Consider the following 15,310-nt stretch of genomic DNA (forward strand, 5'->3'; position numbering starts at 1 on the left):
TGTTCTAACGCGCATCTAGTCCGAAAACCGTTTCATACTTTTCGGGATGCGCTCTAAATCGACGAGTATTTGAAAATGACAGTTGGAAAACAATATATACGCGGCGGTCTAGCCCTCATCATCGGCCTTGCAGGCGTTCTGATGGTGCTGTGGGCGTGGCAGCTGCCGCCTTTCAAACACAGCGTCGAGACCACCGATAATGCCTATATCCGTGGCCAGGTGACCGTTATTAGCCCGCAGGTTGCCGGCTATGTCACCAAGGTCAAAGTCAGGGACTATCAAATGGTGAAGCAGGGCGATCTCCTGATAGAGATCGACGGTCGCAGCTATCAGCAGAAGCTGGATCAGGCGCTGGCCGCTCTCAATAGCAAAAAGGCAGCCCTTGCCAATTCGGAACAGAGCCAGCATTCGGCTGAAGCGACGATCCAGTCGCGGCAGGCGCAGATTTCCGGCGCCAAGGCCGCTCTCGAAGTGGCCGAGGCCAATGCGAAGCGTGTCGAAGCCCTGCTGCCGCGCGGCGTGACCACGCAAAGCTCTGCCGATACCGCACATGGAACCCTGCTTCAGGCACAAGCCTCTGTTGACGAAGCTCAAGCCGCACTGGCTGTTGCCCAACAGGACCTGCAAGCCATTATCGTCAATCGCGACAGCCTCAATGCCGACATCGCCAATGCGGAAGCAACCGTCGAGCTGGCACGGATCGACCTGCAGAACACCCGCATCGTTGCACCGCGCGACGGCACACTCGGCGAAGTGGGCGTGCGGCTCGGCCAATATGTGACGGCAGGAACGCAGCTCGTCTCCGTCGTACCGAAGACCAAATGGGTGATGGCGAATTTCAAGGAAACACAGCTCTACGGCATGAAGGTCGGCCAGCCGGTTACTTTTACCGTCGATGCCTTGCGTCACGCGCAGCTCACAGGTCGCATAGAAGCCTTTGCACCCGCAGCGGGTTCAGAGTTCAGCGTCATCAAGTCCGACAATGCGACCGGCAATTTCACCAAGATTACGCAGCGCCTTTCCGTCCGCATCGCTATTGATGAAGATCAGCCGGATGCGGCACGTCTGGCACCCGGCATGTCGGTCGTGGTCCGTGTCGACACCAAAACTGAACCCGTTACAAACTAGAACAGTCGCAGTTTTCTGGCATGAAAAGCTTCGGCGTAGGTCTCAGGTGCGCGGCATTCCATGCCGCGCAGCCGGGCAAGCCCACGAAAGGTTTCCGGGTCGAACCAGTCCTTCGAACGCTGGGTGCCGAAGTGCTTCATCAACAGATCGATCTTGCGATCCATGATCGCAGCCGGTAGCGCCGAATAGGCGTTGGGCTGCCCAAGATCGCCATCCCATTTTGGAATTTCGTATTCAAGGATCACCTGATCGCGGAAGAGATTCCATGTCAGTTCGTTGATGGTGCGGTGATCCTGATGGGCGTCGCCATGGCGATGGGTGAAGACCATATCCGGTTGCCCGCGCCCGCGCTGTTCGATCAGCCATTGCTTTATTGCGCGGCTCTGTGCCGGGAAATAGCTATCCTCGAATGAAGCAAGATGGATGTTGAAACTGTCTATCCCACGCAGGAAATCGCGTGCCGAAGCTTCTGCCTCCGCACGCCTTTGCTCATTGCCTGACAGAACGCACCACTCCACATGCAGCGGCGTGCCGCTCTCGATCAGGCTCAGAAGCGTACCGCCGCAACCGATCTCGATATCATCCGAATGCGCGCCCAGACAAAGCAGCTGAAGCGGACGACTGTGATTTGCGAGCGAACGCAGATCGATCATAGCGCTATCGCGACATTGGTGGCCCGGCGTTCCGCCTGCTCCGCCTTGTGCTTCTTCCAGGGCATATCGCCCTTTTCGACCATATCCTCAAGCGTCTGCCAGTCGCGCAGCGTATCCATCGACCGCCAGAAGCCCTCATATTTATAGGCCATAAGCTGGTTCTCGGCGATCAGACGGCCGAAGGGCTCAAGCACCAGTTCCTCGCCTTCGCGCATATAGTCAAAGATTTCCTTGCGGAAGAGGAAATAGCCGCCATTGATCCAGATGTCCGACGTGTTCGACGTCCGGAATGCGCGCACATCACCACCTTCGCCAATGTCGGCAAGGTGATAGGTCAGCGGAGGACGGACTGCGAGAAAGCAGGCAATCTTGCCGCTGGCACGAAAGCGTTCGGTCATGTCATCAAGGTCGACATCGCTGAGACCGTCGCTGTAATTGGCGAGGAACATATCCTCATTCGCCACATGCGATCGGGCACTCCAGAGCCTCTCGCCGATATTGCGCCAGATCCCCGTATCGAGCAGCGTCACACTCCAGTCGCGATCCACTTCCTCAAGCAATTGCACGTTGCGCCCTCCGTCCGAAACCACGCAGTCGGCGAAGGTCTGCGGGCGGATCGTCAGGAAGAAATCCTTCACGACATTGGCCTTGTAGCCCAGACACAGAACGAAGTCGTTGTGCCCGTAATCGCTGTAATATTCCATGACGTGATGCAGGATCGGCTGATGGCCGAGCGGGATCATCGGTTTCGGGATATTCTCCGAATATTCGCGGATTCTGGTTCCAAGACCGCCGCAGAACAAAACGACTTTCATGATTTACCGCTCCTCTGTGAGTAGTGCCGGGTCAATCAACGTGACGTGCGGGATGGGAATGATGAACTTCGCGCCCCATTCGACCACGTGCTGCATCTGCCGGATGATCTCGTCCTTGAAATTCCATGGCAGGATGAGGATGTAGTCGGGACGGTATTTGTCGATTGCCGACACGTCGTAGATCGGAATGTGCATGCCCGGCGTGAAACGCCCGTGCTTGTAGGGATTACGGTCGACCGTGAAATCCAGGAAATCCGTGCCGATGCCGCAATAGTTCAGAAGCGTATTGCCCTTGCCCGGCGCGCCGTAGCCGCAGATGCGTTTGCCGGCATTCTTGGCAGCGATCAGGAAGGACAGAAGATCGCGTTTGGTTCTCCGGGTCTTTTCGGCAAACTGTTCATAAGTCGAAATCTCGTTGAGGCCGAAACTCTCTTCGCGCTTCAAAAGTGCGGCGACACGCGGTCCCGCCTTCCGCTTGCTGCTGTTATGCGCAAGGTACACACGCAGCGACCCGCCGTGGGTTGGCAATTCCTCCACATCGATGATCTTCAGGTGATGGCGGTGCGCCATGTACCGGATCGTCAGCAACGAGAAATACGAGAAATGTTCGTGATAGATCGTGTCGAACTGGTTCTGCTCGATCAGATTGGCAAGGTGCGGAAACTCCAGCGTAATGACGCCTTCCGGTTTCAAGAACAGTTGCAGACCGCGCACAAAGTCATTGAGATCAGGGACTTGCGCCAGAACGTTGTTACCGATCAGGAGGTCGGCCTTGCGCCCGGCACCGACGAGTTCGACGGCAAGCGTCGAGCCGAAGAAATCCACGCGCGTCGGCACACCCTTGGCAATTGCCGCCTCCGCCACATTGGCGGCCGGTTCTATGCCGAGGATCGGGATGCCCTTCGGCAGAAAATGCTGCAGCAGATAACCGTCATTGCTTGCGATCTCGACCACGAAGCTGTTTTCGTTCAGCTCCAGCCTCTCGGTGATCTCGTCACAATAGGTCTTCGCGTGGCTAACCCAGCTCGTGGCGAAGGACGAGAAATAGGCATACTCGGTGAAAATTTCCGCAGGTGAGAAATACTCCTTCAGCTGCACCAGGTAACAATGATCGCAGACGAGCGCATAGAGCGGGTAGTAAGGCTCCATGCGGTCGAGGCGATCCGCCGTGATGAAGCTCTCGCAAGGCGGTGACATCCCAAGATCAACGAAGGTATGCTTGAGTAGTTTACCGCACAGGCGACAGCCGGTCTGCTCTTGCGCCATGCTCGTGCTCCGCGAAATATCCGGCGTCTGGATGGTCATACGTCATTCCTCGCCTCATCGAACCTTCAGGGCCGGTCCGTATGGGTTGATAGAGTTGAACTCCGATCCGCGTCGGATAACCAAAACTACTAAGCGGCCTAAAAATTGCCGAGACTGTCATCAGGGGCGAGCCGTACATACGATAGGGCGCGACATTCACCGGACGGACTACGAGGAGTAGATACCCAATCTTCACCCTACGGCGGCGGGGGCGTAGAAACCTACCTCATTCGGACAGGTTGGGCTCATCCGAAGGGCCATTCGGATGCATCGAAGAAGGTTCTATCGCCGGACTGCCCTCCTGTCAGAATGCTGATGTACTGCAATCCGGGGCAAAGACATGCGTTTCACTTCACTCAACATCGATGGAGCCTGGTCTATCGAGCCGGAAAGGCTTGAAGACGAGCGCGGCTGGTTCGCACGGGTCTATTGCGAGGCGGCTTTCACCGAGCGACAGATGGAAACCCATTTCCCGCAGCACAGCCTCTCCTTTTCGCGCGAGGAAGGAACCCTGCGCGGCCTTCATTTCCAGAGCGAACCGCATTCCGAGACGAAGCTTGTCACCTGTTTGCAGGGTGTGATCTGGGATGTTCTGGTCGATCTGCGTCCGCATTCTCCAACCTATCAGCGCTGGACCGGAGTGGAACTATCCGCAGAAAATGGCGTGCAGCTCTATATCCCCGAAGGATGCGCGCATGGCTTCCAGACCCTGACGCCCGACGTCCTCGTGCGCTACATGATTTCCAGGCCCTATGCGCCTGATTATGCGACGGGTTTACGCTACGACGATCCGTCTCTCGGCATATTGTGGCCGAACAAGCCGAGCGTCATTTCCGACAAGGATCTGGCCTGGCCGCTACTTTAACTCTGCACCAGCAACCCCGCTTCGCGGAGCCGGTCAGCAGCGTCGGCAAGCGTTGAAAAGGGCAGTTTCGCACGCTCTGCCATATCGAGGATGGAATGTTCGCCATCCGCCAGATTAAGCACCCACAACAGCGCCATGGCATTTTGCGCAGCACGGCTGTCGCCACCCATGTTTCCATAGAGACCACGGCGTCCAAGCTGCGGCTCTCCCTTTGGCGACGTGTTCAGCGGCCACCAGTTTCGTTCAGCGATTTCAATGGCCTGCAAGACCATGTTGAAAGACTGTTCGAGATAGTCCGGCTTGATGAAATCGAGATTGTCGGCCGATGTGTGATATTCTGGAAACGTGCCATAAAGGCTGCGCTGAAACATGCCGACAGGCAGATTGAATCCCGGCGAGCAGAACTGGCGCTCGTCATAGCCATAGGGCCAGAAATCATGCATCGTCGCATGGACAAGGCCGCAATCGCCAAGAACATGGCTCATGATACGGTCTATTTCCGCATTGCCGCGACGGCTGCGCTTGTAATGCGGCCCGCCGGCATCCCCGACGCAGGACACAACCAGCCCGTGCCGGACCAGCCCCAGTTGTTCCTCGTTCTGCCTGAGCCATGCAAGAGCGCCGAAAGTCGCCGGGCCGAAAAGCAGGCGATATGTGAGGTGCGTGTCCCGCGATTGCAGCACTTCGCCAAGACGGGTCAAAAGCGCCAGTCCGGAGCAATTGTCGTTGGCCAGCGATGGATGGCAAAGATGGGCCGACAGGATGAATGTCTCGTCGGTTTCTCCCCGGTGAATGAATTCGCCGAAGGTCAGAAAACCGTCGCGGCGCTCAGCATCGATCACGACGTCATAATCACCGTCCTGCATTAACAGAAACGCCTTATGCGTCATGCAGAAGCCCCAGCCCTCCGCGTGATAGCAGGTGCGATAGGGAATGAGGTCCGGCTGGTCGGGCAGCGTGTGAATATGCTCCCTCAGCGCATTGAACGGCATTCGCGCTCGCACTGGCACGCTGAAATTCACCACATGCAAATTATGCCAGGCAAAATCGACGATGCGATTGCCGTTCACATCCGCAATATAGGCTTCGCGGATGATCCATTCCTGCGGCGCTTTCCAGTCGTAAAGCGGTGTACCCGTCGGGACCTGATGGATGGTAAGCGGCAGATGTTCCCCGATGATGCCAAGCGTTTCGCGCACGCCATCACCGGCGAGACTACGGCAGACCGGATAAAGGCGGGCCGCAAGATCGTAGATTGCCGTCCCGTTCGACAAGGGAGGAACGGCAATTTCAACGCCTTTGTGCCCCGCCCCTGTATCCATCACGCTGTCGCCCGAAGCGGTTGGGCTTGCTCGTCAGCACGGCGCAGATCGGCATCCAGCACGCCTTCCGCAATCAGCTTGCGGATGTGAGCGATGCGCTGGAAGCGCGGTCCTTCGAATTCCTCAAGCGTCAGCGTAGAGCGGCTATAGGCGGCAAGCAGTTCACGCGTACCGGCAACGGCGTCCCATTCCAGCTTTGCCTCCGGCAGCACCCGTGCCAGCTTCTCGAAGCTGACGCGGTAGGAGCGCGTATCAGGCCCAGCATCGTCCGCATATTCGATGCGGCAATCGGGAACATTGTCGGCAACAATGCCCGCAATGTCCCGGATGCGGTAATTGTGCTCCGTCGAGCCCACATTGAAGGCCTCGTTCCAGACTTTCTCGCGTGGTGCTTCCATAGCCGCCATGAAGGCGCGGGAAATATCGCGGATGTGCACGATGGGTCGCCAGGGCGTACCGTCGGACTTGAGATAAATCAGCCCTTTCGTCACCGCCCAGGCCACGAGATTGTTGAGTACGATATCGAAACGCAGGAAAGGCGAAACACCGTAAGCCGTTGCAGGCCGCAGATAGACCGGGCAGAAACTTGCATCCGCCAGTTCCCGGATTTCCTGTTCTGCCCGCACCTTGGACCGGCCATAGGCCGTCACCGGTTTCAGCTCGCCGCTTTCATCAATCAGATCGGCATCGCTGATACCGTAATTGCTGCAGGATGAGGCGAAAAGAAAGCGCCCCACACCGGCGCGTTTGGCGGCTTTCGCCACGGCAACGCTCGCCCGATGATTGATGTCGTAGGTCAGTTCCTCGTTGAGATTGCCCAGCGGATCATTGGAGAGTGCCGCAAGATGAATAACCGCATCAAACCCCTCCAGATCGCGTGGCGATACATCGCGCACGTCCTTTCGGATGGTCGGCACGTTCATGACGGCGCCGCCTTCTTCGAATAGACAATGTTCGTAGAGGCCAATGTCATAGCCGGACACGTCATGTCCCGCATTCATGAGGACCGGCACCATGACCGACCCGATATAGCCCTGATTGCCCGTAACCAGTACTTTCATGTCCGACTCCTCAAGCTTCCATAAATGCATGTTAGCCAGAGAGGGCCGGAGCGACGACTTGACCGAAGGCATGTCCGGTTAGGACAACCGTTTATAAAAAAGCGTGAAACGGCGTATCGCCTACCTCTTTTGGATGTCCTGCAAGCGCGCAGCACTGCCGATCAACAAAAGCCAGTCGGCTCCGCCGCCGTCATTTTGTGCCTGCTTCGGCATGTAGCTCGCAATTGATCCGTCGACCTTCGGCTGGCCCGCATCCGCGAACGTGCCGGAAACCGGATCGTACCAGACTGCCTTCCAGCCTTGTTTGACCACCGCTTTCTGCACCGCAAAACCACCGGCGTCGCCATAGATCACTGACAATGTGCCGTCAGGCAGTGATGCGGCATAGTTTTCCGCGCCTGCCAAAATAGCTCCTTCGCTATCAGGCTGGAGCTGCGGCCATGGCAGCTTATCGAAGAGCCTCTTTAACGCGGTCATCGACCGCGCGCCGGGGCTGTCGAGCGCTTCCTGCCAGGTGCGATCAGCCGTGGAGATCCCCGGCCCGGTGAAATGCCAAATGGGGTTATTACCAAAGAACTGCCCGGCGGCACCCGCCAACAACGCGCCATAGGCATTACGACGGATCGTCCGCGCAGTCGTCTCCCGCTCGAACTCATAGCCCGATTCCAGCAAAATAACCGGCATCTTTGCCGCTTTTCGCCGTGCGGAAATCGCTGCATGAACATCGTCATACGTATAAACCGTATCGAAACTCAGCCAGGGCTGATCGGCCCAGAGTTCCGCCGTATTGGTCTTGCGACCAGAGTGCACGGTTTGGAGGGCGCCTGGAGCAACAAGCGCTATGCCTTCAGCCAGATCAGAGACAAGCCGCCGATCCGGCGCATCAAAATCTCCGCCCAAGACCCAGACAATATTATGAAATTCCGCAAATCGCCGAGCAATCGTCTGACCATAGACACGCATTTTTTCCGGACCGGCAGCCTGCGCCTTGGAGAACCAACCCTGGTTGCCGCCGTTCACCCCAAGGTAGGCGGGAGCAAGAAAAACGACGAAGCCGAGTTCTTCCGCACGCCCGATCACCCAGGCGGCGTGATCGAAATATTTCGGGTTGAGTTCGCCGAAGGCATCGCCCTTGAAAGGCTTTTCGCCATAGGCGTTGGCGGGCGGATGGCTCGAGAAGTAGTGCTCAACAAGACTGACCAGAATTGTATTGAAGCCACGTTTCCTGCGATCCTGAAGATAGGTCTCGACATCCTCGCGCTTCAATTCTGCGATCAGAGACCACGCGGTATCGCCTTGCAACAGGAACGGCTTGCCCGTCGCATCCTCGAATATGCGCCGTTCCTGTCCGATCTTGATTGGAAACAGATCCGCAGCATATGTCGGCTTCACTACCGTCGCCAGCAGGCTTGCGGCGATCAAGGCCGCTGCGAAGTGCTTCATCGCATCGTCGGCGGATAGGTCGGTGCATTGTTGAAGCGGCGATAGACCACCTGCGACGGACGCCCCGTCAGATAGGAACTGACGCCGTCGTTCAAGGCGCGAACATAAATGCCGAGCGCGCCATCAATTGCATCCACCGTGCGTGCAATATCGGTATCGCTGTGGGTGTAGCTCACGACCAGCGACGGCATCAGCACGCCGCGCCGGATCGTCTCCTGAAGAAACAGAGTACGAAATGCCTGCGACGGCTGGCCATTCTCGTCGAACGTGCCATAGGCGAGACAACACGGACGTCCGAAGAGCCGGACGTGGTTCTGCAGCCCGTGACTGGCAATCACCGCATTCACACCCTCTGCCAGTTTGGAGCCTTGCTCGTGGAGCCTTTCGATCACCGGTTCGTCGCGATAGATCGTCATGGTGGCAATCGCCGCAGCCAAGGCATGGGTTTCCGCGCCATGTGTGGTCGAAAGCAGGAATACGCGAGGATGGTCAGTCTGGGTCAGACCGCCGAGCTGCATATATTCCGCTTTGCCTGCGAGTGCGGAAACCGCAAAACCATTACCCAGCGCCTTGCCGAAACAGGAAAGATCAGGTTCGACATCATAAAGCTTCTGCGCCCCGCGCATATGCCAGCGAAAACCGGTAATCATCTCGTCCAGAATGAACAAAGCGCCGTTTTCATGGGCGATACGTTTTGCTTCCTGCAGGAAATTATTCTGCGGTTCATCTGCACGTGCCGGTTCGAGGATGATGGCCGCGATACGGCCCGGATAATCCTCGAACAAGGCTTGTACGCTCGCAATGTCATTGTAGCGGAACGTCGCCGTCAGAGCTGAAACCGATGCAGGAATGCCTGCATTCATCTTCGTCGTTCCGATGAACCAGTCATCGCTGGAAAAGAACGGATGATCGGCGCAGCAGGCAACCATGTCGCGTCCCGTATAGGCGCGTGCGAGCCGTACCGCGCCAGACGTCGTATCCGAGCCGTCCTTGCAGAATTTCACCATTTCCGCGCCGTCGATCAACTCCAGAAAGCTTTCCGCGCATTCGACTTCGATGGCGCTTGGCCGCGTGAAATTGCATCCGTCCTGCAAGGCGTCGCGCACGGCACGCACAACGGGCGGATAGGCGTGGCCAAGTCCGACGGCACGATTGCCCATGCCATATTCGATATATTCATGGCCATCGACGTCGAAGACATGCGAGCCGGAACCGCGCTGGATAAAACCTGGCGCCAGAACCGGATACTGGTCGTCGCCCTTGGCATAGGTGTGACAGCCGCCCGGAATAAGCGCGTGCGCCTTGCTGGCAAGCAATTGGGAATTGCGGAACTGCGATGTGAAAAGGTTCATGCCCCTTCTCCTTTGTTATTCACGGTTCATGCTGCAGACCATCTTGTATGCAGACGCTCGCGCACTTGGCGCAGCCAGTTCTTGACCGGTTTCGGCAGGCGGCTGCGCAGACTTGAATGAAGTGCGTTCGGCATCGCCCATTGCGAAAGCGCCAGCGGCGCGGCAATGGCGGGCCGATCCTCGGCCAGATTCTCAAGAAGGCCCGCATAAGCGCGCCCGGCAATATCGTTATCAAAGACCGTTTCAACTTTCCGCTGAGCGGCACTTGCCATGCCGGCCAGCAGTTCGCGGTCATGTGCAAGCCTGTTGATGTGACGTGCCGCCTGACGGAAATCGCCCACGGGGAACAGAAGTCCATCTTCGCCATCGGTGACGATAGTATCGGTCACACCGGCAATCTTTGAAACGACGGCTGGGCATCCCTGGCTCATCGCCTCGATGAGTGTCAGACCGAACCCTTCAAAGCGCGACGGCATGACCATGACGTCATGCTGGCTCACCAGCCAGGGCACATCGGAAGGCGCAACCCAGCCGGTAAAACTGACTTTGTCGCCGAATGGCGCAAGGCGATTGCGCAACTCTTCCAGATCGGGACCATTTCCCGCAACGGTCAGGTGATAATGGCAGTCGAGCCCGCGCAGAATGTTCGGCAACCAGAAAATGCCCTTGGAATTATCCTCCATCCGTCCCAGATAAAGCAGCCGTAGCGGGCTGCGCTCATCCAGTCGTACGACGTTGCGCGACAGATGAATGTCACGGTTCAGCCCGTGCGGAATGACCAGCGTGCGCGCCGCATCGAAACCGTGCTGACGCACCAGATCGTCGCGGCAGCGTTTCGAGACGCCGACCGTCGCGTGGACATGATCGCGGATCGCTCTTGCCGCAGCATAGGTGCCGGGCGTGATGTTATGCACGATCATGACGCGCAGGATATCGGCTGGCAAATAGCGTACCAGATTGGTTTCAAAACGGTTCGAGAGAACATTGACGAAAACGGCGTCGAAACGGTTTTCCCGCAGAAAGCCGATCATATGCCTGGCGCGCGTTTCTTCATCCAGCACGCCCATACGGTCGATGGCATCGCCCTTGCGAAGCGCATCCTCTAGTCCCTGTCCAGCGGGCACGCTGATGGTGTCGCCCGCCGCACCTGCGGCAAGCCAGCGGAGCTCCACACCCGACTGGCCGAGCGAAGAGCGCAGCCGTGTGAAAACCGAATAGGTCCCGCCGATGTGGGGACGGACAAAGTAAGCACATTTCATCGCCAGAACCTTGTTACCACATGGACATTTCAAGGGAGACAAGACTTCGAGGGAACAACTCCCTCGAAGCCTTACTCCGGTATATCGGGGGGCAATGGATATACCGCTGGCCAGTGTATCGAAATTGCGATGACGCGCATTTCGGCTATGAGGGGTACACCCCCTCCTACAATAGAGGATGGTGTTCACCCTTCTGCCAGTTTTCCTGACGAGGCGTCCGGCATTAGCCTGTCGCTGTAATGGGAGAAACGCATATGAGAATAGGTCTTCTCGGGCAGTTCGGTTCCGGCAACACCGGCAATGACGGTTCGCTGGAAGCCATGTTGCAGCTCCTGAAGCGCAACTGTCCCGATGCACAACTCGTTTGCATCTGCTCCAAACCAGACGTCGTCACGCAGACATTCGATGTTCCGGCCCAGCCTGTCTCCCGCCCGGATCCATCAAATTGGATACTCAGGGCAATCAACAAGGCATTGTTGCATTTTCCCCGCCGAATAGTCGGCTTTTGCTGCGCGCTTCTGCTTGCCTCTCAGCTCGATCTCATTGTTGTGCCGGGCACCGGCATACTGGATGATTTCAACGAGAACCCCTTCGGCTGGCCATTCGCAATGTTACGGTGGTCCCTGGCGGCAAAGCTTGCCAGCACGCGTCTGATTTTTGTGTCGATCGGTGCCGGACCAGTCGCGCATCCGTTGAGCCGGGTCTTCATTCGTTGGGCTTCCATGCTGGCGGCTTTCCGTTCCTATCGAGATCAGGTTTCCCATGACTTTATGAAGCGGCTGGGCGTAAACAACGCCGGGGATTTCGTCAGTGCAGACATCGCCTTTGCTCTACCGACGGTTCCAGATGAACATCGGACCGGCTCGGATCAATGCGTGGGCATCGGCGTCATGATCTATCGCGGATGGAAAAAGAACGAGAATGACGGCGATGCCATCTACGCTGAATACCTCGCCAAAATGACAACGCTTGTAAAAAAACTTGTGACCGGCGGTCGTCAAGTCCGTCTGCTGATTGGCGGCAAGGGCGATATAGAGGCGGCAGGCGATATACTGGAGCGACTTACCCCGGCTGAAGCGGAAAATGTCGTATTTGAACCGATCGCATCCCTGCATGAGCTCATGCAGCAGATCGCCAAGACAGACATCGTCATCGCCAGTCGCTACCACAACATCGTCTGCGCTCTGGCTATGAAGCGCCCGACAATCTCGCTGGCTTATGCGAGCAAGAACGATGCATTGTTGCAGGATACCGGGCTCGAGGCATTCTGCCACCAGATCGAAAGCTTCGATCCTGCAACCATCCTCTCCCAGGTCGATCTTGCTTTCGAGCAACGAACAACATTGGTCAGGAAAGTGCAGGCCGGAGTGGAGCAGTATCACAACCGGTTGGCGAGGCAGGAAGAAATTCTCCGCGCCACTTTTCTCGATAGTGTCAGGCAGGCGACTGATCCCGCAATTCAGTCACCGCGCGCACTTCGCCAGGCAGACCGTTTCAACAGATAGTCGAAGGGTGGAATGACTGCCAGCAATGGCTCCCGCTTCAGCGCGAACGCCATCAGCGAACCCGCCACCTTCGGTCGCCGTGCCAGATTGGAGATTGCAGACCAATAGGCGCGCTTCGTCAGGCAATCCTGAACCATTGCAAACAAACGATGCCGGTGCGGCAGGCAGGCGCCCTCATGATCGAAGAATGACCGAAAGCCAGCCTCGAATTCCCGATTCCAGGACAGGATGCCATTCACCATCGCCGATTGGTTCTGGGGGTGCGAACGCGCAAAAGCCTGGGTCTGGCTGGTTGAAGCAATGGAACCGCGTGTTGCGATGCGCAACCACATTTCAAGATCGTCGGTATGGGAAAGTGACGTGCGGTAATAACCCACCTCTTTCTGGATCGCAGTTCTGACGACCGCCGTCGGGCCGGTAATGGGATTGAACGCATGCCGGCAGGCAAATTCAATAAACTCTTCCCCGGATGATATTCTCCACTCATTCGACACCAGCCCGCTGGCCGTCAGGCGGGGCGCGCTGTCTTCAGCTTTTATCCTGCCTGTCGCACCATGCGCGAGGTGAATATCCGCATGGTGCGACAGCACTTTTGTCGCCCTCTCCAACGCACCTTGCGCCAACAGGTCATCCGAACACAGGATCAGGAAATAGTCGGATGCGGCCCAGTCTATGGCTTCGTTGAATGAAGCATGTGGCCCCAGATTTTTCGGACGAAGCAGCAACTCGACGCGGCTGTCGCTGGCTGCAAGCCCCCTTGCCACCGCAACGCTGTTGTCAGTTGAGGCATTGTCGATGATGAGCAGACGGACATTGACGCCCGATTGCTGCAAAACGCTGTTGGCGCAGGCGGAAAGATAGCGACCGTAATTGAAGTTGGGAATGGCAACATCGATCGTCGGCGGTTCCAGTTTGCATTCGTTCATGACAAACCGTCCTATTCTGCGGGGGTCGGGGCCGACGGGTGCACACGCCGCATCCATAGTTTTCCGGAAATCCAGCCCAGCATCGGTGTGAGCTCGGCGGCGAAGGGGTGTCGCACTAGAAACACCGCGCCTAGCCAACTGAACGCTGCGATGAGCCCCATCGAAACGCCGGTGGTCCAATGAATTTCCAGTGAGAAACCGTTCACCGCCACCATCGCCAGCGGTATGGCCAGTGTGAACAGGGTAACCAGTCCGCTCTTCAACAACGCCCGTCCAAGCACAGCGTAGGAAAAGGCCACATGCCTGCGCACGAATACGATGGCTATAACCATCTGTATCGGCAGGCTGATGAACTGACCAAGTGCAACGGCCAGCAGGCCGTAAAATGCAGCGGTGCTTATAACGGTGAGCGCAACCAGTCGCGAGAGCAGATTGGACAGGAAAGCCTCTCGGTTCGCACCCAATGCCATCAGCAAAGGATAGGTCAAGATCACCGGAAACCAGAAAAGGCAGGCGAGGCTCAGTATCGCTACGATCGGCGCCGCTTCGGACCAGCCGGGGCCAAGAACGATATGTACGGCCGGATATGCAAGCAGCGCGAGCAATGCCTGCGCTGGCCAGTAAGCGACGGTAATATAGGACAAAGCGCGGATATAGGACTGGCTGATGTCTGCTCCAGAGCGGACCTGCGCCGAAAGCATCGGGAATGCGACGGTAAAAACAGCCGAGAGGATGACGCGATCCGGCAAACCGCTCAGCGTATCGGCCCGGTTGTAGATTCCGACTGCCGATATGGGCATGAAGCGCCCGAGCAGAAGCTGCGGAAGCGTCATGCAGATCTTGTTCAGCCCGGCATTTCCTCCAAGATAAATCCCGAACCTCCAGGCCGTATCGAAACTGGCCAGTGATGGGCGCAACAGACTTCTCAAAGGATGGATCGCGACAGCGAGTCCCGTCGTCATCAGCGCGCTTGCCAGCAGCCCGAAGGCAAAACACATATGTCCGAACCCGCAGAAGGCCATGGCAATGGTCGTCAGTGCGCCCAAACCGGATCCGGCAGTGCGGATGCGCGCCAATGTTCCAAAGGCCATTTCGCGTCTCAGCAAGGCGACAACCGGCAAGGAGAGGCTTTCGACCAATGCGGCAACAATCGTGATGCTGAGAAACAGCTTCAGTTTCGGATCGTTATAAGACTCGGCGAAGTACCCAAGTGTACAATAGAGGACCAGCGACAGCAGAACCGTCACGCCCATCAGGAACGTAAGCGACGTCTGGACGTCCTGATCGCGTACCTTGTCGATCTTTATCAGGAACTCGGGACTGGCAAATTCGCGCAGCGAAAACACTATTGCCGTAAGGCTCAAGCCGATTACGCCCATTCCGGTTTCGGCCGGCCCCAGAATACGAGACACCGCAGCGACAGTCACAAAGTTGAAGAGCAGTCCTGCATACTGCTCAAGCGCCGCCATGAGAAACCCTCTGCGACTGCCATTCATGATCCGCTCCAACGAGTAATCTCAGGCATGGTCGGCGTTTTCCGCATTACCATTTCGTCCCCCAAACACAGCAGCACGGGCAAAAGCGTCCGCAGGCGCAATTTTCCAGACCACGCCCAGAATAGTCCTTTGTCACCGGCACGAAATGTCGCCCTTGGTGTTAGCACCTGACCTGAAAGG

The 15,310-nt window shown here is 57.2% G+C and carries 13 protein-coding genes; 3 read left to right on the forward strand and 10 right to left on the reverse strand.

The window, feature by feature from the left end; all coding sequences use genetic code 11:
• Positions 1-75: 75 nt before the first annotated feature.
• Complete coding sequence (locus CQZ93_RS21485; RefSeq protein WP_105544570.1) at positions 76-1,128, forward strand: HlyD family secretion protein; 1,053 nt, start codon at positions 76-78, stop codon at positions 1,126-1,128.
• Here the strand turns inward: CQZ93_RS21485 and CQZ93_RS21490 are convergent.
• From CQZ93_RS21490 to CQZ93_RS21500, 3 genes are read right to left on the reverse strand one after another with little or no spacing between them, the layout of a single operon-like run.
• Positions 1,125-1,781 (reverse strand): PIG-L deacetylase family protein, encoded by a 657-nt coding sequence (locus CQZ93_RS21490; protein WP_105544571.1) that lies wholly within the window; start codon positions 1,779-1,781, stop codon positions 1,125-1,127. The two genes, CQZ93_RS21485 and CQZ93_RS21490, sit on opposite strands and share 4 nt — an antisense overlap.
• Entirely contained in the window at positions 1,778-2,596 is an 819-nt protein-coding gene (locus tag CQZ93_RS21495) for a sugar phosphate nucleotidyltransferase (RefSeq protein WP_105544572.1), read from the reverse strand. The genes CQZ93_RS21490 and CQZ93_RS21495 overlap by 4 nt, the downstream gene beginning before the upstream one ends.
• 3 nt (positions 2,597-2,599) lie before the next feature.
• Complete coding sequence (locus tag CQZ93_RS21500; RefSeq protein ID WP_105544573.1) at positions 2,600-3,901, reverse strand: class I SAM-dependent methyltransferase; 1,302 nt, start codon at positions 3,899-3,901, stop codon at positions 2,600-2,602.
• A gap of 340 nt (positions 3,902-4,241) precedes the next feature.
• On the opposite strand from CQZ93_RS21500, the gene rfbC reads away from it, so the two are divergent.
• Complete coding sequence (gene rfbC, locus CQZ93_RS21505) at positions 4,242-4,766, forward strand: dTDP-4-dehydrorhamnose 3,5-epimerase (RefSeq protein ID WP_105544574.1); 525 nt, start codon at positions 4,242-4,244, stop codon at positions 4,764-4,766.
• Here the strand turns inward: rfbC and CQZ93_RS21510 are convergent.
• From CQZ93_RS21510 to CQZ93_RS21530, 5 genes are all read right to left on the reverse strand, one after another.
• Complete coding sequence (locus tag CQZ93_RS21510; protein ID WP_105544575.1) at positions 4,763-6,088, reverse strand: DUF4910 domain-containing protein; 1,326 nt, start codon at positions 6,086-6,088, stop codon at positions 4,763-4,765. The two genes, rfbC and CQZ93_RS21510, sit on opposite strands and share 4 nt — an antisense overlap.
• The gene (locus CQZ93_RS21515) at positions 6,088-7,149 is read right to left on the reverse strand and encodes an NAD-dependent epimerase/dehydratase family protein (protein ID WP_105544576.1); all 1,062 of its coding nucleotides are present in this window, start codon (positions 7,147-7,149) and stop codon (positions 6,088-6,090) included. Before CQZ93_RS21515 ends, CQZ93_RS21510 begins: the two co-directional genes overlap by 1 nt.
• A 120-nt stretch (positions 7,150-7,269) precedes the next feature.
• Entirely contained in the window at positions 7,270-8,592 is a 1,323-nt protein-coding gene (locus tag CQZ93_RS21520; RefSeq protein WP_105544577.1) for a glycoside hydrolase family 140 protein, read from the reverse strand.
• Positions 8,589-9,944, reverse strand: a complete 1,356-nt coding sequence (locus CQZ93_RS21525) for a glutamate-1-semialdehyde 2,1-aminomutase (RefSeq protein ID WP_105544578.1) — start codon at positions 9,942-9,944, stop codon at positions 8,589-8,591. The genes CQZ93_RS21520 and CQZ93_RS21525 overlap by 4 nt, the downstream gene beginning before the upstream one ends.
• A gap of 26 nt (positions 9,945-9,970) precedes the next feature.
• Complete coding sequence (locus tag CQZ93_RS21530; protein ID WP_105544579.1) at positions 9,971-11,203, reverse strand: glycosyltransferase family 4 protein; 1,233 nt, start codon at positions 11,201-11,203, stop codon at positions 9,971-9,973.
• 254 nt (positions 11,204-11,457) lie between these two features.
• On the opposite strand from CQZ93_RS21530, the gene CQZ93_RS21535 reads away from it, so the two are divergent.
• A complete protein-coding gene (locus CQZ93_RS21535; protein ID WP_105544580.1) occupies positions 11,458-12,708 on the forward strand; it encodes a polysaccharide pyruvyl transferase family protein in 1,251 nt (416 codons plus the stop codon).
• Here the strand turns inward: CQZ93_RS21535 and CQZ93_RS21540 are convergent.
• Both CQZ93_RS21540 and CQZ93_RS21545 read right to left on the reverse strand, forming a co-directional pair.
• On the reverse strand, positions 12,663-13,634 hold the full coding sequence (locus tag CQZ93_RS21540) for a glycosyltransferase family A protein (RefSeq protein WP_105544581.1): 972 nt from the start codon (positions 13,632-13,634) through the stop codon (positions 12,663-12,665). The genes CQZ93_RS21535 and CQZ93_RS21540 overlap by 46 nt on opposite strands.
• Positions 13,635-13,645: 11 nt before the next feature.
• Complete coding sequence (locus CQZ93_RS21545) at positions 13,646-15,130, reverse strand: oligosaccharide flippase family protein (RefSeq protein ID WP_105544582.1); 1,485 nt, start codon at positions 15,128-15,130, stop codon at positions 13,646-13,648.
• Between the last annotated feature and the right edge of the window lie 180 nt (positions 15,131-15,310).

Origin of the sequence: Ochrobactrum vermis, from assembly GCF_002975205.1 — a bacterium.
Classification (GTDB): Bacteria; Pseudomonadota; Alphaproteobacteria; order Rhizobiales; family Rhizobiaceae; genus Brucella; species Brucella vermis.